Origin of the sequence: Marinobacter sp. MBR-99 (assembly GCF_040547575.1) — a bacterium.
Lineage (GTDB): Bacteria > Pseudomonadota > Gammaproteobacteria > Pseudomonadales > Oleiphilaceae > Marinobacter.
Map to the genome: position 1 here is coordinate 1 of NZ_JBEPPY010000032.1, position 20,313 is coordinate 20,313.

The following is a 20,313-nucleotide window of genomic DNA, read 5'->3' on the forward strand; positions in this document are numbered from 1 at the left end:
ACCGAGGTAAATGACCTGGGCACGGGTGTAAAAACCACCTACAGCTATGACATCAACGGTCAGCGGGTCACCGAGACCACAACCACACCCGACGGTGCCCATAACCGCACCATCACCTACGAGTACGACGCCGTAGGCCAGATGACCCGCTGGGCGGATGCGGAAACCGGCGGGCACACCAATTACCAGTGGGACAGCGCAGGCAACTTGCACCGCGCCTACACGGATGTCGGTTACGATCCGGAAGTTCGCAATGTGGATCTGACGTCCGTGCTTAGCGAGGTGGAGGATGAAATCCGTTCTATCAGGCACACTCCATACCCGGGCACTGAGGAACCGAAATACCAGGGCTCACTAAACAACATTCTCAGAGAACGTGCCGTCGACCTGGGTGTGGACTTGGGCTATTACGATCGTGTGTTCGATCTGCAAAGCGCAGGCTACGATTTTGGCCAGGTAGGCGGACCTGAGGGCGTTCAGCTGTTCGAATGGGATGTCAACGTTTCCGAGCGCCGTGCCGCCCTATACAGCCTGCTGTCTGACATGGGCTACCAGGCCAAACTGGACGAAGCCATCATCGACCCCAATTACAGGTTCGTGGACCAGCGTTACCAATACGACGATAACAACCGGGTCACCCAGATCAACAATGGTACCGAACTGGATACCCAGTACGGCTACGACGTCGCCGGCAACCGGGTCATGGTGAACAACGGTGGCCAGATCACCGAGTACACCTTTGACGCGAACGGCCGGGTCACCGAGTCCCATAGTAACGGCAACAAAACCGCCGACTGGCAGTACGACAACGTGGGCAATGTCCAACGGTTCCGCACCTTCAAGTCCGACGGTGCCGTGGACAAGGTCACCACCAAGCAGTACTACGAGAACAACGTCAACTACTACACCAACGACGACGGCCAGCAGACCACCATGACCATGGACAAGTCTGGTCGGGTCACCCGCACCAAGCTGGTGGACGATGGCGATACCTTCTACTTTGACCACAAGTACAATGCCGCCGGCCTGGAAACCCGGGTCAATGCCCGTGGCAAGGACGTGGGCGGCCGTACCATTAACACCTACGACAGCAACGACAACCTGATCGTCGCAGACAAGGGTGAGGGCGACAGCCAGGATCGGAAGGAGGTTCTCAAGTTTGTCTACAACAACGACAACCAGATCCTCTATCGATTCCACGACACCGGCAAGAACGAGGACGTGCGCACTGAAACCGAGTACCTCTACGCCAACTCCAAGGCCGTGGGCGAAACCGGTAACGATGTCAAAGGTGAAAACGTCACCAAACTGGGTACCGGCAACTACAACCTGGTGCAGCCGATGGGCGAGGATTTCCCCTCCAGTGCTGTGACGTTCGTGACGGCCTCTGAAGGCGACAATCTGCAAAGCATAGCCGCTGCCGTCTACGGCAACCCCAGCCTGTGGTTTGTACTGGCCGAGGCCAACGGCCTGGAGCCGGGCCAGAGCCTGAAGGAAGGCCAGCGCATTGAGGTGCCGAACACCGTCAAAACCGGCAGCATTACCGCCGAGACCCACAAGGTGTACGACGAGTCCGAGATTGTGGGCTCGACTCTGCCGAATCTGAAGAGCGATCCGAAGGATAAGGGCTGTGGGAGCTTCTTGGCGATTATTATCGTTGCGGTGATTGCAGTCGTTGCCGTTTACGCGGTCGCAGCGCTTGCGGCCACCGGAGCCTTTGCGGCGGCCGGTGGCGGTTTAGCTGCAGCGACCGGGGGCTTGGTATCAGCGCAGGTTGGCGCATTTGTTCTGGCGGGCGCAGTGGTTGGTGCCGCGGCATCGGCGGTCCAGCAAGGCTTGTTCATTGCCTTAGGTTATCAGGAAGACTTCAGCTGGAAATCCGTTGCAGCGGGAGCGGTCGCTGGAGCGCTCTCTGGGGCGGCCCAGAGTTACGCACAGGCAGCTAAAGTGGCTGAAGCCGCAGGACAAACTGTCGGTTACGCCAAAACTGCGGCTCGCGCCCTGCAAGTCTCTTCAGCCGCGTCGAAGCAGCTTGTCGAGAACGGCAAGATCACTAACTGGTCCAGTCTCGCTGCTGCCGGTCTGGGCAGCGTAAAAGGCGTTGATGGTAGTGGAGAAGTCAGCGCTCTGGTCGGCCCGGTTGGCGCTGGCAGTGCGCTTGAGTACGTCACGCCGTGGCTGGGAGCAGCAGAGAGCTTCATCCGCACCGGTGAAGTGTCCCCCACCTCTTGGGCCAGTGCTGTTAGCTCGACACTTTCAACAGCTGCCAGCGGACTGGAAGGGCTTAAAGACACCGTTTTGCCTGGCGGTGAGTTAACTGGCGGTCAACTGCTTAGCAACGTGGTTGCTGGTGGAGTCCTCAATGCCTACGACAGGGACGCGGGTCAGGCTTACTTTGAGAGTGTTATCGGTAATGAAGTAGGTTCCTGGATTGGCGGTGGCATTGCCCAAGCTTCTGGCCTTGGAAGCAGGGCAGCAGGTGCTTTCAACGCCGAGGTTAGTCGGTTGAAGTCTGAAACACCGGCGCCGAACTCACGAGGCGGCGTATCGCTGGAAGAGAACCTTGCAGCGGGTGGTATTGATCTCAGGCGGCCGCAGGGCACTGGGGGAGCTGAACGCCTGATGGGCAGCCAGCCGACTCCGGTGGAACCCGAAACCTATACCCTGGAGCAAGGCGACAACCCTTGGAGTGTCGCGCAGGGTGCGCTGGGCTCTGATGCCAGTGACGCCGAGGTACAGGAGTACGTTTACCGTCTGATTAGTGCCAACCCGGATTTGCTTGGGGCCAACACCCGTACCCTCCAGCCGGGTATGACTCTGACGCTACCAACGGAAGATCAGCAGGTAAGCGCAGCGGCGCTGGGTACCTATGCTGGTGACGAGGCGTTCGGGCAGGTCGCCAATATCCGTGAACAGCTTATGGCCGGCGGCAGCTTTGATCCAAACACCCTTGGGCGACTTCAGAGCCAGTTCGAACGCGCCGGGCTGCCATTCGACGCGCAACTTGATATGCAGAGCAGTCAACGGACGTTGGGCTACCAGAGCCGTACCGAAGACATCGCCATGGGCCAGTTGGTTTCCACAACGCCGGTTCTGGAAAACCAACTGAGCGTCAGCTTCCAGTTGAATGGCTCAGGGCTGTCTTTCGACCAGATGAACTACGAACTTGGCGAGACCGATAGCTATCTTTATGGAGCGCTGCCGATGCAGCCTCTGGCCTCGACATCCGGAGCAATAACGCAGGAGGTTATCAGTCAGCCAGAAAGCACCAGTTGGACCGACTCCTTGTCGAGGGGCTGGAACGACGTGAGTGACGTCCTTGGGGCGGGTACCCTCATCCTTGCGGGCGGAGCTGCAAGCGCCTTTGGCGCGGATGAGTTCTCCGACAATGCGTTTGGTGCCGCTACTGAGCTGCTAAGTCGTCCTGCGCAGTCGGACTTGAAAGGTGGGACGGTGGCAACTGTTGGTGCCTTGGTTGGCGGCGCGCAATCTGTTGGCGAGGGTTTGATTGGCCTGGGCCAACTGGCCAGCATGAGCGTTCAGGAGCAGGCTTATGACATGCTCGGTGGCGAATTCGGGTTGGGTAAGAGAGTCGGATTCCTGCAGGAAAACCACGAACGCTATCTCCAGCTTGGCGAGACCGTCACGAATTCCATTGGGGATTTCGTGAGTGACGTGCCGGGGAGTCTGGAGAGCGGTTACGACTCGGTGCTGGGCTCGTTCGACCGGTTTGGTGACAACTTCAATACCATGGTCACCAGTGAAAATTATGTTGACCAGTTCTTCGCATCGACCGAGGTTGGTGGTTTTGCAGTCGATGCTGCTGGGGCCGCAACTGGCGCCTATGGCTTGGCGAGGGCAGGCGGCAAACTGACTGGCGATCTGGTTCAGACCATGTCAAAGTATGACGTGAGGTCGCCGTTTGATATGACGTTCCGGCCCGGACAGCTGAACAGCGGGATTCCGTTGCAGAGTCCGCTGATTAGGAATACTGGCGAGGCGATTCCAAGCAATAGTGGTCCAAGTTGGGTGAATCTAAGTGATGTTAGATCTACTCAGGCTACAGTTTCCATCAGAGCCGGTGACGGAACACCTGTTTTGAATATGGCTTCTGACATGAAGCTTAACGGTTGGGATCTTTCGAAAGGAGTTCCAGATCTTGTTCGCCTTGATGATGGCTTCATGACTTTAGACCATCGCCGTTTAGTTGCTGCGGATTGGGCCGGGCTTGATCGAATACCAGCCAATATCCATGGATTCGATGAGGTTCTACCAAATTCATTCACGCAATCTGGGCGTTTTTCAAGTTTTGAGTCTCCGGTGGCATTTTCTGATTTAAGTACCAGAACGTCATTCTACAAGGGCGATTTGCCTGAAACTTGGGGGCAGGCCGGCATGATCAGGTCGCTGCAGCAACAAGAGAGGTTTGGTCAGTTCCCATTGACAGGCAGTTCGGAATTGCCATCATTTACTTTTAAAGATGCCAATGATTGGGCTAAGTACATTAATAATTTACAAAGGTTGCAATCTCAGTGAGTGATGAGACTAGAGCGCAAAAATTAATTAATTTATGTAATAAATACCAAGAGTACCTTGGCTCGGGTGCTTCTGATGTTAGTGGCTTGGAGTTGAGTCGAGCATTAGAAAGCTATGGCTTACCTTTGCATGCAGAGGCTTTATCTCTATACATTAAAGGGGAGGTAGATGGCTTCAGCCTTGGTGCCCCTTGGTCTTCGTCGAAATGCTATCTAGCTAAAAAGCCACCGGAAGATGTAAATCCGTTGGATGTCTGGTTTGATCCATATGAATTGAGTTTTATGGTTAGAACCGTTAATCCGTTGGGTTATGGAAAGGCTGTAATTGGTTGGTCTTCAATCTCGCCAGTTTTTTATTGGCAATACCATGTGTTTCAGCGGCTGGTTCGATTCAGTATTAGAGATGATGCCTTCTTGCAGGTTGATGATTTTTTGGCTTCCAGGTCCTTTGGAGTAGAAAAGTGGGATTATGCTAGCAATCTTTATCATGAAGAAGCTGTAGCATATGCCTTTTGGCATGGTAAATGGATTGCTTCCAATATACGCGTCGAAGCTCTTGCTGAATTACTTTCTCAAGAGCAATTAAAGACAATGCTGCCGGAAGGTATGAGCTATTGGGACGCGACTTTCAGTGGGACTGAAGATTTACGAGCTGTGTTTAAACTTGAAAAAGATGGCTCTATTGGTAAGTATCTTGCTGGAGAATGGGATCGTACTAGTGAGATTGGTTTAATGACAGTTATAACTGATCAGGTCGGAATGCTTTCTAGTGACGTTTTACCAAGAGAATCTGGCGAGTGTTTAACCTTGCTAAACTGCTCTAGAGGTGTCTGACATTGCGTTCACATTGATGTACGAGTCTGGCACTGACTCGGTAAGCCAAACCTCATTCTCAGATCGATAAAACACATAGCCCTGTTCATGCATGAGCAGGGCTTTTATTTTTAGAATTACCGGCTTTCCATAGCGCTGCCCGACCGCGGTAGCGGTCTCGATATCCGTTGATAAATGTACATGCTGCCGCTGTTTTGGCTTTAATCCTTCCTTCAACACGTTGTCAAGAAAGCGTGTTGCTGTGCCGTGATATAAAAACTCCGGCGGCGTTACCGGCTCTAGTTGCAAATCAACATTGATTGAATGGCCCTGATTGGCACGGATATATTGCCCGTTGTCAGAAATAATAAATCGCTTCTTATCACTGGTATCAACCACCTCCTGAATCAAAGCATGATCCAGGTTGGCCGGCTCACTCGAAGCATTAGCCTTGCTGATGAGGTCGTCAATATTGGCCCAGCCGTTGGCGTCCACATCCAGCTCGATGGCATAGGGTTTATGACGCAAGACAAAACTTAAAAACTTACTGACTTTATTGAGTTGCTTGGGTGAGGTCATGCTTAACCGGCCTTCTGTTGGACAATGAGTGCTTCCAGTATCTCGGAAGTAAACTTCTGCTTACTCCTTGGCATGTGGCTGATACGCTCAACCTGTTGTTGCAGTTTGGAAGTGGGGCCACGCTTGTCATTAGCTGCCGTTTTAGGTTCGCCGATCAGTTCTTCAACCGAAACATTCAGCTCTTGGGTCAGTGGCTTAAGGGGGACTACGGCAATCCGCAAACTACCGCCTTTATGGTGAGCCATAGTTATCTTGCCAATGCCCAACTTCTCGGTTGGGGTAGTCCCTGTTCCTTTCGGTACTGCGAAATGCGCTTCCCTAAGGCTTTGTAAAAGGCCTTGTTTGAGGTTGTCATCTTGGAATCCCAATCGATCGAGTGTCAGGGCCATAGCTTACCTCCTGTTTTTAGAAGGAGGGTTGAGAATACGCTAGAATAGAATACTCGGCAACGAGGTTGTATTTACTTTTACGGGTTGACAGGTTTATCGAGAAATCAGGTATGGCGCGACTGTCTGATCACACGGTGACCCGAATCAAGCAGGAGGTCTCCCCTGCACGGCTAGTGGATGGAGGCCAGGGGAAGGTAGGGCCTCGGTAGAGGTCGCGGTAGACAGCAAAACCTGGGCAGGGATAGCCAAACCGCAGAAACACTGCCAGATGTTGTCAACCAGACGGCAAGCCATGCACATTGGCTCCAGCATGACCGGGAACCTAGACAACCGCCGTCCGACTACTGGACGGCGGCTGAGGATTTGAAAAATCAGAGCCTGAATAACTCAGTACTGAATTCGTTGAGGCATCGATCCGCCGCTGCACTCAAATGTTCTTTAATGAACGCCGCGTTATCAGCAACGAGCGTCTCATAGGGCACGGTTCCAATTTCCTCTTTGGTCTCGTAGGTGCAAGAACCTTCCGAAATGGCTTTGCCAATGCGCGTGTCGATCAGTTTCAGGTCGGCGATGTAGGTCAGGGAATAATCCGAGAAGTTGAAGCCATCATAGATGAAAGACCAATTTCTGGTTGCCACGTTTACTACGTAGGCGTCGTCAGAAACGGCTTTCGCGATAGCGGACGCATCTCCCGCCGTAATCGTCTGGTCAGTTTGCCCCTTGTAGGCCATCGAATATTGCTCTGCCAACCGGTTAGCCAGGGTGTCGGCAATCTTTGGGGCTGGATCTTCGATATTGTTGGACTCGACCAGTTCATTGCCGGCGCTTATGGCGGTGACGGCGCCTACCAGCGCAAACATGCCTTTGGTAGATGTCATGGCGACAAAGGAGGGGCTTTCTCGCTTGGCGGTGACAAGGCTTTCACCGGTGAGTTTCTGGGCGTTTTCGGCGGTGATAGGTGTTGTGGTTGTCGCACAACCTGCCAGCATTGCAATAGCAACCAATACAAAATACTTCACGTGATGAGTTCCTTTTCTCGTTTTTGGATTATCGGGACGGGCCCTGTTTGCTAGCTCCGCTTTTACCACCGGCTGGCGGTTTGGTGGAGTTGTGTCCCTGATTTTTCAGGTATTCCTGGATGTGTTCGATAACGGGCTTTGAGCGGTCAACGGGCTGCTGCATCAACGCCTTGGAGAGTAACTTTGTTCCCTGCTCCTCTTTGCCTTTCAGCGTCATGGTGACGGATTGGGCAAAGATGGCGCCGAAGCTGGTGGGGTCCAGGCCCAGGGCGCGTTTGATTTGCTTTCGGCCCTCTTCCAGGCGGTTCTGCAGCACCAGGGCCGCTGCCAGCCCGCCGTGGCCTTCGCCATACCCGCGGTTGCACTCAATGGATTTGCGGAAAGCTGCCTCGGCGCCGATGGCATCCTGTTTTGCGAGCTTAGCCCAACCAATGATCAGGTGGTTTACGGCGTAGCCGGGCATCAACTCAAGGGCCTTCTCAATGGCGGCAATTGCCTCATCGTTCTCCTGGCGGTACAGGTGAGTTAACCCCAGCCCTTGCCAACCTCTGGGGTTATCAGGTTCGGCTTCGATGGCGGCCTTGAAGTGGGGGATGGCCTGGTCAATGCTGTGTTGTTCAACACTCCAGTTGCCTAGCACCACGTTGGCATCAGGGTTGTTGGGATCGTTCCGGAGGACTGCCTCCGCTCTGGTTTTGGCCTGCTCCATATCACCGTTGTCCATTTCCAGCATGGACACATAGCCTTCGGTCATCGGGCCGGGAGATTCCTCCAGCCACTGTTGGGCTACCTCCAGCGCCTTCTCGGTCTCCGTCTGTTTATGAAGGCTGAATACGATGTATGCCAGCGTTTGTGGAGAGTCAGAGCCGGCTAACCGGGCTTTTTCGAAGATTTGTTGCGCATCTTTGAAGTTGGTTTGGTAGAACAGTGCCAGTCCATAATTGTGAAGCAGTGCTGGGTCGTCAGGATGTTGTTCCAACAGGGCGCTAAGTGTTTTCTCGGCCTCGCCAAAGCGGTGCTGAGTGACCAGCACATTCGCCAGCCGGCTTTTTGCAATCTCATTATGCTCTTCAAAGATCAGGCATTTCTCAAAGCAGGCGACCGCCTCGTCCAGTTTCCCGGCTTCGTGGTAGAGATCCCCCAGTTGGATCCACAGCAAGGTGTTGTTGGGGTCGAACTTGATATAGGACTCGTAGCGTTCAATCTCTTCCTGTTTATGGTTGCTTGCCACTTGGTTCATTCTGCTTGCTCCAGGACTGCAATCAGGTCGCTTCGAACTTCCAGTAGTTTGGGGTAGAGCGGATGGTTGCTTGGCATTCGGTGAGCAGCAACCTGCACCAGTTCATAGCTCTCTTTATGGTTGCCGAGCTCAAGTTGGGCGAGGCCGCTGTGGAAATGCGCCATGAACTCTTCCTGATCAGCCAGAAGTGGCTGCCAGGTTGATAGCGCTTCCTGCGGGCGGTTCATTGATAGATAACACATGCCTAACTGGAAGCGGGCCAGCGGGTTTTCCGGGTGTGTTCGGAGCAACTCTGTGAATCGGTGCTCCGCGTCTTCCAATGCACCGATTTGAAGGTATATCGAGGCCAGCATTCCGTTAGCAACTTCGTTGTCCGGGTACTCGGATAGTACCTCCTTGAGAAGAGGGATGGCTTCGTCGAGATCGCCCTGTTTGGCTGCATTTGTCGCGTTGGAAAGCGTCTTCAGAGTACTGTCGTCCATTTTCTGGCTGGTCATGTTGGCACTACCTTGCTGTCGATCCATGAATGGGTGGAATTGTTGCAGCTCTTTCATCGTGTGAGGTGATCGAATTGTAAAAAAGTGTAATAAATTGCGTAAACCGCTGAAGGTTGCCACCCATTCCACGTGAAGCCTGCCACCCGGACCGGAGCAAGGCTGCCACCCATCGGAGCGTAGCGACGCGGGGTTTCTCTTCTTACTCCGAAGTCTCGGTGGCCGTCAACTTTGCCTGTTGTTTTCGCATGGATTCGCCCCGCAGGTTGATCTTGTAGGCGTTGTGTACGAGCCGATCCAGAATGGCGTCTGCCAGAGTGGCGTCACCGATTACGCCATGCCATTCCTCGATGGGTAATTGGCTAGTGGCAATGGTGGAGCGCCTGCCATGCCGGTCTTCCAGCACCTCCAGCAAGTCTCGCCGATTCTCGGCGCTCAGTTTCATCAGCCCCCAGTCATCCAGGATCAGCACGTCGACCTTGGCCAGATTCGTCAGGAGTTTTGAGTATTGGCCATCGCCTTTGGCAATGGTCAGCTCCCGTAGCAGTCGGGTCAGGCGGACGTACTGGGCGGTGTAACCCTCCCGGCAGGCCTTATGTGCCAGAGCACAGGCCAGCCAGGTTTTCCCGACCCCGGTGGGACCGGTGATGAGCACATTCAGGTGTTCCTTCACCCATTGGCAACCGGCCAGCGACTGGACCAGTCCTTTATCTAGGCCGCGTGAATAGCGGTAATCCAGGTCTTCGAGGATGGCATTGTGCCGCAGCTTAGCCCGGCGCAACCGGCTGGTCATGCGCCGGTTATCTCGCTCGGTCATTTCCCGGTCGACCAGCAGCCCGAGGCGTTCCTCGAAGCTCAGATCGGTGATGTCGGGGGTGGCCGACTGATCCGCCAGGGCGGCGGCCATGCCGGTCAGTTTGAGGGCGTGGAGCTTGTCCAGTGTGGGATGTTTCAGCATGTCAGAGATCCTTCAGTGGTAGTAGGCGGGGCCACGGATGTTGTCGTGGGTATCGGGCAAGGCCAGTTCCTGTTGCTCTTCCAGAGGCTGCTGATCCAGACGGTGTTTGAGGATGGATTCAATGCTCTTGTAGCGGCAGCTTCCCAGCATCAGGGCTCGCTGGCAGGCGGCCTCCAGCCGCGACTCGCCGTAGCTCTGCCCCAACCGGAGAATGCCCAGACAGGAGCGGTACGCCTGCTGAGGGTGTTTGCGGGCACCCAGAGCGGTGCGGATAAGCTTCTCCGTCGCCGGTCCGGTCTTGGCCGCCCAGGCGATGAGCCGTTCCGGCGACCACTCGCCAGCCTGGCGATGGGATTCGGGCATGTGCGCGGCGATGGTGGTGTGCCGTCCCTTCTGGTCTGAGCGCCGGTGGCTGGCGATCCGGTTGCCCCGGTAAAAGCATTCGATGGTGTTGTTGGTGATGCGAACCTCCACCTCTTTCTTGATCAGGGTGTAGGGCACTGAGTAATAGTGACCGTCGATGGCTACGTGGTAGTCGATATGCACCCGAGCCTTCTTCCACTCTGCGTAGACATACGGTTCTGCCGGCAACGGCTGTAGGACCGGTTTATCCAGCTGTTCGAAGTGGTCGCGCCGGCAGCCGGGCAACTTGCGGAAGGGGCGGCTGTTGAGCCGCTCCAGCAGTTCACGGATGGTGGCGTTGAGTTGCCCCAGGGAGAAGTGCTGGCGATGGCGCAACGCCGCCAGGATCCAGCGCTCGACGATCAATACACCGCCTTCTACCTTAGCCTTATCACGGGGCTTGCGAACTCTTGTCGGGACAACGGCCACGCCATAATGGGTGGCCATGTCCTGATAGGTTGGGTTGAGATCCGGCTCGTAGCGATGGGCCTTGCTGACGCCGGAGCGGAGGTTGTCCGGAACCACCAGTTCCGGCACTCCGCCCAGGAACTCGAAGGTCCGGATGTGGGAGCCGACCCAGTCCGGCAATGTCTGGCTCCAGGTGGCTTCGGCGTAGGTGTAATTGGATGCACCCATCACCGCGACAAAGACTTGTGCCTCGTGGATCTCTCCGGTGGTGCGGTCAATGACGGGCACGGTCTGGCCGGCATAGTCCACGAATAGCTTCTCACCGGCCCGATGGTCCTGGCGCATCACCAGGTCCAGCTTGCCCCGCCAGGCCCGGTAGTGCTCGCAGAACCAGCTGTACTGATAACCGTCCGGGTTGGCTTGCCGGTACTCCTGCCAGAGCAGGAACAGGGTGACGTTCTTGCCCGTGAGTTCGTCACGGATGTGTTGCCAGTCGGGTATACCTCTGGCCTGTGCTGGCAGGTCCGGTGGCGGCGGGAACAGCAACCGCTCCAGGTGGGCCTCATCCAGATCCGCTGGCAACGGCCAGCTCAGACCGGCCTCAACCGTGCGGCGCAGGTAGTCGCTTACGGTGGGGCGGCTAACGCCACAGGACGCCGCAATCTGGCGGTTGCTCAGCCCTCGCTCCCACTTGAGGCGAAGGACTTCTTTGATTTTACGCATGGATAACCTCTTCGCTGGCATCTGGCCCATCTCCGGATGAAAAGGGTCAGAGTACCGTTAAGTTATCCCGCGCCGGACGATTTTGATGGAGCTTCAGGCAGTCTGCTGGGGTGGCAGCTTTGCCGTGGAATTAGTGGCAGCTTTCGCGTGGAATGGGTGGCAGACTTCGTCTGGAATCAGTGGCAACCTTGGTCTGGAATACGCACGTAACGACAAGCCGGTCCTGGTCGATTTCTGGGCACCCTGGTGCGGCCCCTGCAAGACCGTTGGCCCCATGCTTGAGGAAATCGCCGACGAACTGGGCGATGACCTGGTGGTGGCCAAGGTCAACGTGGATGACAGCCCGGAAACGGCGGCTCGCATGGGAGTCCGCAGCATTCCGACCCTGGCGCTGTTCCGAGAGGGCGGCGTGGTGGCCCGGCAGACCGGTGCCGGCACCTTGGGCCAGTTGCGGGCCTTCGTCAAAGGCAACCTGTAATTCACCGGCTCGAATCAACACCCTCTTGTTATGGGAGGGTGTTTTTGTGTGCCGGTTGCGCTGCCCGCCAATGCTGGTCAGACTTATCCGGGCCCATTGCCATCATTCAGGTACCCCACGATGAAAACCCAGGAGCTGCAACTCCTCTATATTTTCGACGCCATCATGACCGAGCGCTCGGTGACCCGAGCCGCCGAGCGTCTGGCCATGACCCAGCCGGCGGTATCCAACGCAATTTCCCGGATGCGCCAGATCTGGAGCGACCCGCTGTTTGTCCGCAAAGGTCGTAACATCGAGCCAACGTCTTATGCCTTGAGCCTCTGGGACCAGGTAGGCGGGCCCATGTACGCGCTAACCAACGCGGTTTCAGCCACTCAGTTCGACCCCGCTAATTCCAAAAGGAAATTTCGCATCGCCGCTACCGACGTGATCGTTGAGATGGTCTGGCGCCAGTTAATCGAGTTGCTGGAGCGGGAGGCGCCCGGTGTCGATCTGCACGCGGTCCCGTACACGCCCGATGGCACCTACGACGATCTGCGCGAAGCCCACGTGGACCTGGCGGTTGGCGTTCTGAACCAGCACGACCACAGCCTGCGGAGCACCTGGTTGTTTGAGGGTGGCTACGTGCTGGCGATGCGCGAAGGACATCCGCTGGCGGGTAAGCCGATCACCATGGAGGAATTCCTGGAGGCCCGGCATTTGCTGGTGTCCATGTCGGGCGACGCCCATGGTTTCGTGGACAGTTACCTGGACCAGAAAGGACAAAGCCGCCGGATTGCCGCCACCGTCAATCATTTCTCCATCGTGCCGCAGGTGCTTCGGGAGACAAACCTGATTGCGGCGGTGCCGGAACTCATCAGTCAGGACTGCGGTTTTGTGAACGGGCTCTGGATGGGAGAGCTGCCCTTTGAGGTTGATCCCACCAGCATGTACCTGGTCTGGCACGCCCGCCATGACCGGGATCCCGGCATTATCTGGATTCGGGACCACCTCGAGCGCCTGCTGCGGGATCGCTGGCACGAAATCATGACCACCTCGCCCTGCGGGCGGCACCTGAAAGCGGTCTAACCGGCCTCAGACTGGAAGAAACAAGAAAGGAGATCGCGCTTTCAAAGGTCATGTGTTCTGCGCAACGAAAAAGGGGGCTAACAGCCCCCTCTCGACATTATGCTTTAGCTAACTCTTTCAAGGTAAGGGTAGTCAATATACCCTTCCGCACCCTGGGAGTAAAAAGTCGCCGGATCTGCTTCGTTGAGCTCGGCGCCAAGCTTCAGGCGCTCCGGGAGGTCCGGGTTGGCAATGAAGGGCACGCCAAAGGCGACAGCGTCGGCCAGTCCGGATTCGATGGCTTGTTCTGCTTCTTCACCGGTGTAGCCCATGTTGAGGATCAACTTGCCCTTGAAGTGTTCGCGGACCGGAGTAATGACGTCCGCTTGCTGTTCCCCGAAAAAGTCGCTGCGCATCAAATGAACAAAGGCCAGGCCGTAGTCGTTCAGGCGCTTGGCGAGCCAGGTAACCAGACCGACCGGATCACTGTCCTTCATGCTCTGGAAGCTGTTGAGGGGGCTCAGTCGAACACCGACGTTCTCGGAACCGAACACTCCGGATACGGCTTCAATCACCTTCAGCAGAAGTCGGGCGCGATTTTCGATCGGGCCACCGTAGGGGCCTTCTCGATGGTTGGAGCTATCACGCAGGAACTGGTCCAGCAGATAGCCGTTGGCGCCATGAACCTCAACACCGTCAAAGCCGGCGCGCTTGGCATTCTCGGCGGCGGTGCGGAAACCGTCGATGATGGCCGGGATTTCGCTGTCGGCCAGTGCGCGGGGAACCGTGTAGGACTTCTTACCTTCCGGTGTGTGCACTTCATCGCTGGTGATGGCAATGGCGCTGGGCGCTACCGGATCCTTGCCATTGTTTAACACCGGGTGGCAGGCGCGGCCACCGTGAAAGATTTGCAGATAAATCTTGCCACCTTTGGCGTGTACCGCATCAGTGACTTTCTTCCAGCCTTCAACTTGCGCCTCGGAATAGATACCGGGCTCGCGCCAGAAGGCCGAATTGCCTTCGATGGCCATGGTCGCCTCAGTGATGATCAGGCCGGCAGAGGCACGCTGGGCGTAATATTCAACCATCATATCCGTGGGAACGTGATCAGCGTCGGCACGGACGCGGGTGAGGGGGGCCATGAAGACCCGATTGGCCAATTCACTGGCGCCCATTTTCAGGGGAGTAAAAAGTGTGTTCATAGCATCCTCGGGAAATTTTTTGTACAAGGGCTGGTACTATATCCGCCCGTTGGCCGGGCGGACTAATTCGGACGAGATATATCAATCATCATCCTGACTTATACGACAGGCTGTTCATCTTTTCCTCCGGACAAGCGATCCGGAGGAAAAAAGCCGCCGGCAATCATTGCATTCATCAGTTCGCCTACTTTTGCACGCAGGTCATCCCTCAACAACCTCATTGCCGGCGTTATTGACTGTCGGGTAGGACAAATCAGCCACAGCTCGGATACCGGCGGCGCATAGCCTGGCATGATGTTGGTGACACGGCCTGCAAGCAGATCATCCGACATATCAAGACACGATTTTATCGCAAGACCGCGACCAGCAACGCACCACCGGCGAACCAGATCGCCATCGTTTGAGGCGCGATCGCCCGTCATTTTGACTCGATATTCCTCGTCTCCGCGTTTGAACGTCCAGAGGTCAAATGGGATGTCCTGCAACTGATAGAACAGCCCGTTGTGGTTCTCAAGGTCATCAGGATGAATGGGGCGACCATGACGCGACAGGTAATCAGGAGATGCGCAAAGCAGGCGCGGCACATCGCAAATTTTGAAGCCATACAGGTTGGTGTCACTGGGCGCGCCGTAGCGAAGCGCCATGTCGACCGAATCCCGGTAAAAGTCCACGTTGGTGTCAGTAATCTGAACTCTGAGGTTCAAACCTGGATGCGTTGCCATCAATTCGTCGATCCAGGGCACAACGCGGTTACGACCAAGATCGGATGAAACCGAAAGCCGGATTTCGCCTGTTACAGAGTCAACTTCAGATCGAAGGTTCTGTTGCGCCTGGCTCAACAAGTCAATCGCTTGCTTGCAGTGAGGCAAGTATTTTTCGCCAGCGGCAGACAACCGCAACCTTCGCGTGGAGCGTACAAACAACTCAACACCCAGCTCCTGTTCTACACGCTTTACTGCGGCGCTGGCTGTGGCAGCTCGCATATCAAGGCTGGTGGCGGCAGCGGTAATGTTGCGGAATTCAGCGACCCTCAAAACCACGATCAGATCATCAAGACTCATTTTCAAAAATTCTTTGAATATGTTTAACAAATTTTCCCGTTTATCCGAGTGTAAACGGCGACCATACTGTGTGCTACTCGAAAATCATTGCGGAGACAGATAATGAAAGCTGTTGGATATCGGGAATCTCTTCCTATCGAAAACCCTGATGCGCTGCAAAATGTTGAGATGGAACGTCCCGTCGCAAAAGGCCGGGACCTGTTGGTCAGAGTCAAAGCCATCGCCGTGAACCCCGTTGACTTCAAGGTACGCCAGCAAGCAGAGCCCGAACCAGGCCAGATCAAAGTACTTGGATGGGATGCCGTTGGAGAGGTGGTGGCAATAGGCGAGGGCGCTTCACTCTTCAAAGAAGGTGACACCGTATTTTATGCCGGTGACGTTACCCGTCAGGGCAGCAACGCTGAATACCAGGTTGTCGATGAGCGTCTGGTTGGTCGGAAGCCTGCCAGCCTGTCCGACGCCGATGCTGCGGCGTTGCCCCTGACCACGATAACAGCATGGGAAATGCTGTTTGACCACCTGCAACTTGAGCGACAGTTGGCTGGATCCATCACTCCCAGCGACGATGTGGTCCTTGTGATTGGCGCCGCAGGAGGCGTGGGTTCAATTCTAGTTCAATTGATCAAACAGCTGACAGGCGCAAAAGTACTCGCTACGGCATCTCGCCCGGAATCGAAGGCCTGGGTTGAATCATTGGGTGCGGATTTTGTTTTGAATCACCGTGAACCCTTGCAGCCCCAGATCGAAACACTGGTGTCTGCCGGCAAAATTGGTTCTGTAACCCATGTGGCCAGTCTTAACGCCACAGATCAATACTTCGACGATTATGTGGCGGTGCTTAAGCCGTTTGGAAAGATTGCCATGATCGACGATCCTGCAAGTCTGGACGTAATGAAGATCAAGCCGAAGAGTCTATCATTACACATTGAATTCATGTTCGCCCGCTCAATGCACCAGGCGGATGATATGCAGGTTCAGCACGACTTGTTGAATGAGGTCTCACGGCTTGTAGATCAAGGCTTCATCCGCACAACTGCAGGTAAGTACCTCGGAGCGATCAACGCCGAGAATCTACGTGCCGCACACGCCGAACTGGAATCAGGAACCGCCGTTGGCAAGATTGTGCTGGAGGGTTTTGCCTGACGGGTTCTACCCCGTTACTGCGGGCATTCCTAAGAAGAGTCACTCTTAAAGAACCCGGCAAACGATCAAGTTGCCCCATTGCTTCAGCACTTGGATCGCCAGCAATGGGGCTATAGATCTTATTTGGATTCGCCCCGGTATACTAGTCTACAAAAAGAGCACAGGGTAAATTTATCAGCCGATTAGATACTTCGCATGGAAGCGAAGGTGCTCCTCAATAAAACTGGCGATGAAGTAGTAGCTGTGGTCGTACCCTTCATGCCGGTTCAGTTCCAGCGGATAGCCACTTTGTTTGGCAGCGGCTTCCAGCATTTCCGGCTTCAACTGCTCGGTCAGGAAGTTGTCCGCTTCGCCTTGGTCCACCAACGCCGGCACAAACTTGCTCGCCTTTTGCATCAGCAAGCTGGCGTCGTACTCGGCCCAGCTGGCGGTGTCTTTACCGAGGTAAGCGCCAAAGGCCTTCTTACCCCACGGGCAATTGACCGGGTTACTGATCGGGCTGAACGCCGAGACGGACTGGAAACGCTCCGGGTTGCGCAGTGCCAGCACCAACGCACCATGCCCGCCCATCGAGTGGCCAAAGATGGAACGCTGATCGCTCACCGGGAACATATCTTCAATCAGTGCCGGTAATTCGTTGAGCACGTAATCGTACATCCGGTAATGCTTGCTCCAGGGTTCCTGAGTCGCATTTACATAGAACCCGGCGCCCTTACCCAAGTCGTAGCCTTCATCATCGGCGACATCGTCCCCGCGCGGGCTGGTGTCCGGGGCAACAATGGCGACACCCAGTTCGGCAGCCATGCGATGCGCACCGGCTTTTTGCATGAAGTTTTCATCGGTACAGGTCAGCCCGGACAACCAATACAGCGCTGGCACCTTTTTGCCATTGGAGGCCTGCGGCGGCAGGTAGATAGCAAACCGCATCGAACAGTTCAACGTCTCGGGGTGATGACTGTACTGCTTGTGCCAACCACCAAAACTTTTATTACTGCTCAGATTTTCAATAGTCATTGCAACCTCTCAACAAAACGGTCGCCCGCCTGACTGGCAGGCGACCAGATTTCATTACTTGTCGTAGTGAATAACGGTACGGATGCTCTTGCCTTCGTGCATCAGATCAAACGCCTTGTTGATATCTTCCAGCCCCATGGTGTGGGTGATGAAATCGTTCAACTTGAATTCACCTTGCATGTACCGCTCAACGATGCCCGGCAGCTCGGAACGGCCCTTCACGCCACCAAAGGCAGAGCCTTTCCAGACCCGACCGGTCACCAGCTGGAACGGACGCGTGGAAATTTCCTGGCCGGCGCCCGCAACACCGATAACCACCGACTCACCCCAGCCTTTGTGGCAGCATTCCAGTGCTGAACGCATTACATCTACGTTGCCGATGCACTCGAAGGAATAATCCACACCGCCGTCGGTCAGTTCTACGATCACTTCTTGAATCGGCTTGTCGTAATCTTTCGGGTTGATGCAGTCGGTCGCGCCCAACTGGCGGGCCAGCTCAAATTTGCTCTCGTTGATGTCGATAGCAATGATGCGGCTGGCTTTAGCCATGGTGGCACCAATCACCGCCGACAGGCCGATGCCGCCCATACCGAAGATGGCCACGGTAGCGCCCTCTTCTACTTTGGCGGTGTTCATCACCGCACCCATGCCGGTGGTTACGCCACAACCGAGCAAGCACACTTCTTCCAATGGCGCTTCTTTGTTCACTTTTGCCAGAGAAATCTCGGGCAGTACGGTGTACTCGGAGAAGGTTGAGCAACCCATGTAGTGATAGATCGGCTCGCCGTTTAACGAGAAACGAGTGGTGCCGTCTGGCATCAGGCCCTTGCCCTGGGTTTCACGAATCTTCCCGCACAGGTTGGTTTTACCAGAGGTGCAGAATTTACATTCGCCGCACTCAGGGGTGTACAGCGGAATAACGTGGTCACCCACTTTCAGGCTTGTAACGCCTTCGCCTACCGACTCAACAATACCGCCGCCTTCGTGGCCGAGAATGGTCGGGAAAATGCCTTCGGGATCTTCGCCAGACAAGGTAAACGCATCGGTATGACACACACCGCTAGCGATCACCCGGATACGTACTTCGCCAGCTTGAGGCGGCATCACATCCACTTCTTCAATGGACAGAGGTTGTTTCGGGCCCCAGGCGATAGCGGCTTTAGATTTGATGGTCTGAGTCATGTTGTGTGCTCCAGATTTTGTCGGGCTTCGGCAGGTTCTTCTGCCATGTTGATAGGATCATTGTATTATTGTTCTTAAGATAGATAATCGGCCAATAAAGCAAATCACCTTTACTGTATAGTAACAATGAACCGTATTTTGTTTGCTGGCGGCATTTTGTATCTAAGCTCACCCAAGTCGTAACGCAAGGAACTGAACATGTTTATTTGGGAAGGGGTCAGTGAGTTTGTGGCGGTCGCGGAAGCCGAAAGTTTTACCGCTGCGGCGAAACGATTGGGCATTTCCACAGCTCAGGTGAGCCGGCAGGTCAGCGCACTGGAATCCCGGCTTTCGACCAAACTGCTGTATCGCACCACCCGCAAGGTTTCGGTGACGGAAGCCGGCCAAACCTACTACCAGTATTGCCGCCAGGTACTCGATGGTCTGGAAGAGGCCGAGCGGGCCATGACCAACCTGCAACTTATCCCCAAGGGAAAATTACGGCTGACCGCACCGGTGACCTATGGCGAGAAGGTGATCGCCCCCTTGGTGAACGATTTCATCCTGCGCTACCCGGAGTTGGAGGTGCAGCTGAATCTGACCAACCAGAAGCTGGATCTGGTCGGTGGCGGTTACGATTTGGCGATTCGACTGGGAAAACTGGAAGATTCATCCATGATGGCCAAGCGGTTGTCGTCACGAACCTTATACGTGTGCGCCTCGCCGGAATACTTATCCACCTATGGTGTGCCGCATTCGCTTTCGGAACTGGACCGGCACAATTGTTTGCAAGGCAATCTGGATTACTGGCGCTTTCAGGACCGAGGTAAGCCCTACAACGTTCGCGTTAAAGGCAACATGAAGTGCGACAGCGGTTGGGCGTTGCTGGACGCGGCCCTGAAAGGCATCGGGATCGTGCAACTTCCCGATTATTACGTTCAGCCGTCATTGGCCTGTGGAAAACTTATGAACTTGCTGGAACATTATCAAGAAGCCGACGATGGAATCTGGGCGATTTATCCACATAACCGGCATTTATCCCCAAAAGTGCGGATGCTGCTGGATTTCCTGGACGAATCGTTAAGTTAAATTCTGTGGGGCAGTAGTTTTGTCAGTTTGTCCAAATGCGCCGTTTGGCCTGCGTCAGTTTCGCGGCGGTCTCCAGCCGTACATATACCAAACGCCTCTGGTCATCCGCCGCGTCGCAACTCCCTGACACCCCGACCCAGCTTGCGGCGCAACAGGGCCCGCAGGGTCACCCCATCCGAGTACCCGACCTGTGCGGCGACTTGGTCGACGCTCGCGTTTCCGGTGCGCAAGAGATGGACGGCATGCTCCACGCGCAGGTCCTGGAAATACGACAACGGTGTCTTGCCCAAAACGCTTTGCAGCCGCCGCGCCAAGGTGCGCTCGCTTGTGCCCGCGGCGCTGGCCGCCTCGGCCAGCGAGAACCCCTTCGCGAGCTGACTTCTGGCCCAGCACTCGAAGCGCTCCACCATCGGGTCGGCATGCGCAAGGTGGTCGGGAATCACGAACTCGGCTTGCGAACTGCGTGCCTCGACCAGCATATAGCGTGCCACCAGGGCCGCCAGCGCCGGACTGCGCCCCCCGGATGATGCGCAAGGCCAGGTCGACGTGGGCCAAAGC

General features: G+C 55.5%; 18 protein-coding genes and 2 pseudogenes. 6 read left to right on the plus strand and 14 right to left on the minus strand.

Annotated elements, in window-relative coordinates; genetic code table 11:
* Together ABIE59_RS19220 and ABIE59_RS19225 are read left to right on the plus strand one after the other, a co-directional pair.
* The coding region (locus tag ABIE59_RS19220) for a LysM peptidoglycan-binding domain-containing protein (RefSeq protein ID WP_502915398.1) at window positions 1-4,536 on the plus strand (4,536 nt) is incomplete at its 5' end.
* Window positions 4,533-5,369 carry a hypothetical protein gene (locus ABIE59_RS19225; RefSeq protein ID WP_354449370.1) on the plus strand — a complete coding sequence of 279 codons (837 nt, stop codon included), beginning with the start codon at window positions 4,533-4,535 and terminating at the stop codon, window positions 5,367-5,369. The genes ABIE59_RS19220 and ABIE59_RS19225, both read left to right, overlap by 4 nt.
* Here the strand turns inward: ABIE59_RS19225 and ABIE59_RS19230 are convergent.
* From ABIE59_RS19230 to istA, 8 genes and pseudogenes are all read right to left on the minus strand, one after another.
* On the minus strand, window positions 5,346-5,927 hold the full coding sequence (locus ABIE59_RS19230; RefSeq protein WP_354449372.1) for an RNA 2'-phosphotransferase: 582 nt from the start codon (window positions 5,925-5,927) through the stop codon (window positions 5,346-5,348). The two genes, ABIE59_RS19225 and ABIE59_RS19230, sit on opposite strands and share 24 nt — an antisense overlap.
* A gap of 2 nt (window positions 5,928-5,929) precedes the next feature.
* On the minus strand, window positions 5,930-6,316 hold the full coding sequence (locus ABIE59_RS19235) for a hypothetical protein (RefSeq protein WP_354449374.1): 387 nt from the start codon (window positions 6,314-6,316) through the stop codon (window positions 5,930-5,932).
* A gap of 127 nt (window positions 6,317-6,443) precedes the next feature.
* Window positions 6,444-6,670 (minus strand): annotated as a pseudogene (locus ABIE59_RS19240) (hypothetical protein); the annotation flags it as partial.
* A 17-nt stretch (window positions 6,671-6,687) separates the two neighbouring features.
* On the minus strand, window positions 6,688-7,335 hold the full coding sequence (locus ABIE59_RS19245; RefSeq protein WP_354449376.1) for a hypothetical protein: 648 nt from the start codon (window positions 7,333-7,335) through the stop codon (window positions 6,688-6,690).
* A 28-nt stretch (window positions 7,336-7,363) separates the two neighbouring features.
* Window positions 7,364-8,575 (minus strand): tetratricopeptide repeat protein, encoded by a 1,212-nt coding sequence (locus ABIE59_RS19250; protein ID WP_354449378.1) that lies wholly within the window; start codon window positions 8,573-8,575, stop codon window positions 7,364-7,366.
* Window positions 8,572-9,201, minus strand: a complete 630-nt coding sequence (locus ABIE59_RS19255) for a tetratricopeptide repeat protein (RefSeq protein WP_354449380.1) — start codon at window positions 9,199-9,201, stop codon at window positions 8,572-8,574. Before ABIE59_RS19255 ends, ABIE59_RS19250 begins: the two co-directional genes overlap by 4 nt.
* Before the next feature lie 70 nt (window positions 9,202-9,271).
* Window positions 9,272-10,027, minus strand: a complete 756-nt coding sequence (istB, locus tag ABIE59_RS19260; protein WP_061332066.1) for an IS21-like element ISSpu5 family helper ATPase IstB — start codon at window positions 10,025-10,027, stop codon at window positions 9,272-9,274.
* Window positions 10,028-10,039: 12 nt separating this feature from the next.
* The gene (gene istA, locus ABIE59_RS19265) at window positions 10,040-11,581 is read right to left on the minus strand and encodes an IS21 family transposase (protein ID WP_230716000.1); all 1,542 of its coding nucleotides are present in this window, start codon (window positions 11,579-11,581) and stop codon (window positions 10,040-10,042) included.
* Window positions 11,582-11,645: 64 nt separating this feature from the next.
* Between istA and trxA the strand changes: the two genes are divergently transcribed.
* Both trxA and ABIE59_RS19275 read left to right on the plus strand, forming a co-directional pair.
* Complete coding sequence (gene trxA, locus ABIE59_RS19270; RefSeq protein WP_354449383.1) at window positions 11,646-12,038, plus strand: thioredoxin; 393 nt, start codon at window positions 11,646-11,648, stop codon at window positions 12,036-12,038.
* 120 nt (window positions 12,039-12,158) lie between these two features.
* A complete protein-coding gene (locus tag ABIE59_RS19275) occupies window positions 12,159-13,106 on the plus strand; it encodes a LysR family transcriptional regulator (protein ID WP_008175563.1) in 948 nt (315 codons plus the stop codon).
* Between the two features lie 104 nt (window positions 13,107-13,210).
* Here the strand turns inward: ABIE59_RS19275 and ABIE59_RS19280 are convergent, their stop codons facing one another.
* Window positions 13,211-14,287 carry an alkene reductase gene (locus tag ABIE59_RS19280; protein WP_354449385.1) on the minus strand — a complete coding sequence of 359 codons (1,077 nt, stop codon included), beginning with the start codon at window positions 14,285-14,287 and terminating at the stop codon, window positions 13,211-13,213.
* 98 nt (window positions 14,288-14,385) lie between these two features.
* The gene (locus tag ABIE59_RS19285; RefSeq protein ID WP_354449387.1) at window positions 14,386-15,348 is read right to left on the minus strand and encodes a LysR family transcriptional regulator; all 963 of its coding nucleotides are present in this window, start codon (window positions 15,346-15,348) and stop codon (window positions 14,386-14,388) included.
* A 102-nt stretch (window positions 15,349-15,450) separates the two neighbouring features.
* Here ABIE59_RS19285 and ABIE59_RS19290 point away from each other — a divergent pair, with 102 nt between their 5' ends.
* Entirely contained in the window at window positions 15,451-16,491 is a 1,041-nt protein-coding gene (locus tag ABIE59_RS19290; protein ID WP_054490013.1) for a zinc-binding alcohol dehydrogenase family protein, read from the plus strand.
* A gap of 174 nt (window positions 16,492-16,665) precedes the next feature.
* Here ABIE59_RS19290 and fghA read toward each other — a convergent pair whose 3' ends face one another.
* Together fghA and ABIE59_RS19300 are read right to left on the minus strand one after the other, a co-directional pair.
* Entirely contained in the window at window positions 16,666-17,505 is an 840-nt protein-coding gene (gene fghA, locus ABIE59_RS19295; RefSeq protein ID WP_354449390.1) for an S-formylglutathione hydrolase, read from the minus strand.
* 54 nt (window positions 17,506-17,559) lie between these two features.
* The gene (locus tag ABIE59_RS19300; RefSeq protein WP_008175541.1) at window positions 17,560-18,687 is read right to left on the minus strand and encodes an S-(hydroxymethyl)glutathione dehydrogenase/class III alcohol dehydrogenase; all 1,128 of its coding nucleotides are present in this window, start codon (window positions 18,685-18,687) and stop codon (window positions 17,560-17,562) included.
* Between the two features lie 198 nt (window positions 18,688-18,885).
* Between ABIE59_RS19300 and ABIE59_RS19305 the strand changes: the two genes are divergently transcribed.
* The gene (locus ABIE59_RS19305) at window positions 18,886-19,755 is read left to right on the plus strand and encodes a LysR family transcriptional regulator (protein WP_123634556.1); all 870 of its coding nucleotides are present in this window, start codon (window positions 18,886-18,888) and stop codon (window positions 19,753-19,755) included.
* Window positions 19,756-19,856: 101 nt separating this feature from the next.
* Here ABIE59_RS19305 and ABIE59_RS20035 read toward each other — a convergent pair whose 3' ends face one another.
* Both ABIE59_RS20035 and ABIE59_RS20040 read right to left on the minus strand, forming a co-directional pair.
* A complete protein-coding gene (locus ABIE59_RS20035) occupies window positions 19,857-20,069 on the minus strand; it encodes a helix-turn-helix domain-containing protein (protein WP_420107199.1) in 213 nt (70 codons plus the stop codon).
* Window positions 20,070-20,072: 3 nt separating this feature from the next.
* Window positions 20,073-20,234, minus strand: a pseudogene (locus tag ABIE59_RS20040) (GlxA family transcriptional regulator); the annotation flags it as partial.
* Between the last annotated feature and the right edge of the window lie 79 nt (window positions 20,235-20,313).

Bases quoted from the DNA above. Each gene is read 5' to 3' on its own strand.
- ABIE59_RS19230 (WP_354449372.1), bottom strand. From the start codon at position 5,927: ATGACCTCACCCAAGCAACTCAATAAAGTCAGTAAGTTTTTAAGTTTT.
- ABIE59_RS19235 (WP_354449374.1), bottom strand. From the start codon at position 6,316: ATGGCCCTGACACTCGATCGATTGGGATTCCAAGATGACAACCTCAAA.
- ABIE59_RS19250 (WP_354449378.1), bottom strand. From the start codon at position 8,575: ATGAACCAAGTGGCAAGCAACCATAAACAGGAAGAGATTGAACGCTAC.
- istB (WP_061332066.1), bottom strand. From the start codon at position 10,027: ATGCTGAAACATCCCACACTGGACAAGCTCCACGCCCTCAAACTGACC.
- istA (WP_230716000.1), bottom strand. From the start codon at position 11,581: ATGCCAGCGAAGAGGTTATCCATGCGTAAAATCAAAGAAGTCCTTCGC.
- trxA (WP_354449383.1), top strand. From the start codon at position 11,646: ATGGAGCTTCAGGCAGTCTGCTGGGGTGGCAGCTTTGCCGTGGAATTA.
- ABIE59_RS19275 (WP_008175563.1), top strand. From the start codon at position 12,159: ATGAAAACCCAGGAGCTGCAACTCCTCTATATTTTCGACGCCATCATG.
- ABIE59_RS19280 (WP_354449385.1), bottom strand. From the start codon at position 14,287: ATGAACACACTTTTTACTCCCCTGAAAATGGGCGCCAGTGAATTGGCC.
- ABIE59_RS19285 (WP_354449387.1), bottom strand. From the start codon at position 15,348: ATGAGTCTTGATGATCTGATCGTGGTTTTGAGGGTCGCTGAATTCCGC.
- ABIE59_RS19290 (WP_054490013.1), top strand. From the start codon at position 15,451: ATGAAAGCTGTTGGATATCGGGAATCTCTTCCTATCGAAAACCCTGAT.
- fghA (WP_354449390.1), bottom strand. From the start codon at position 17,505: ATGACTATTGAAAATCTGAGCAGTAATAAAAGTTTTGGTGGTTGGCAC.
- ABIE59_RS19300 (WP_008175541.1), bottom strand. From the start codon at position 18,687: ATGACTCAGACCATCAAATCTAAAGCCGCTATCGCCTGGGGCCCGAAA.
- ABIE59_RS19305 (WP_123634556.1), top strand. From the start codon at position 18,886: ATGTTTATTTGGGAAGGGGTCAGTGAGTTTGTGGCGGTCGCGGAAGCC.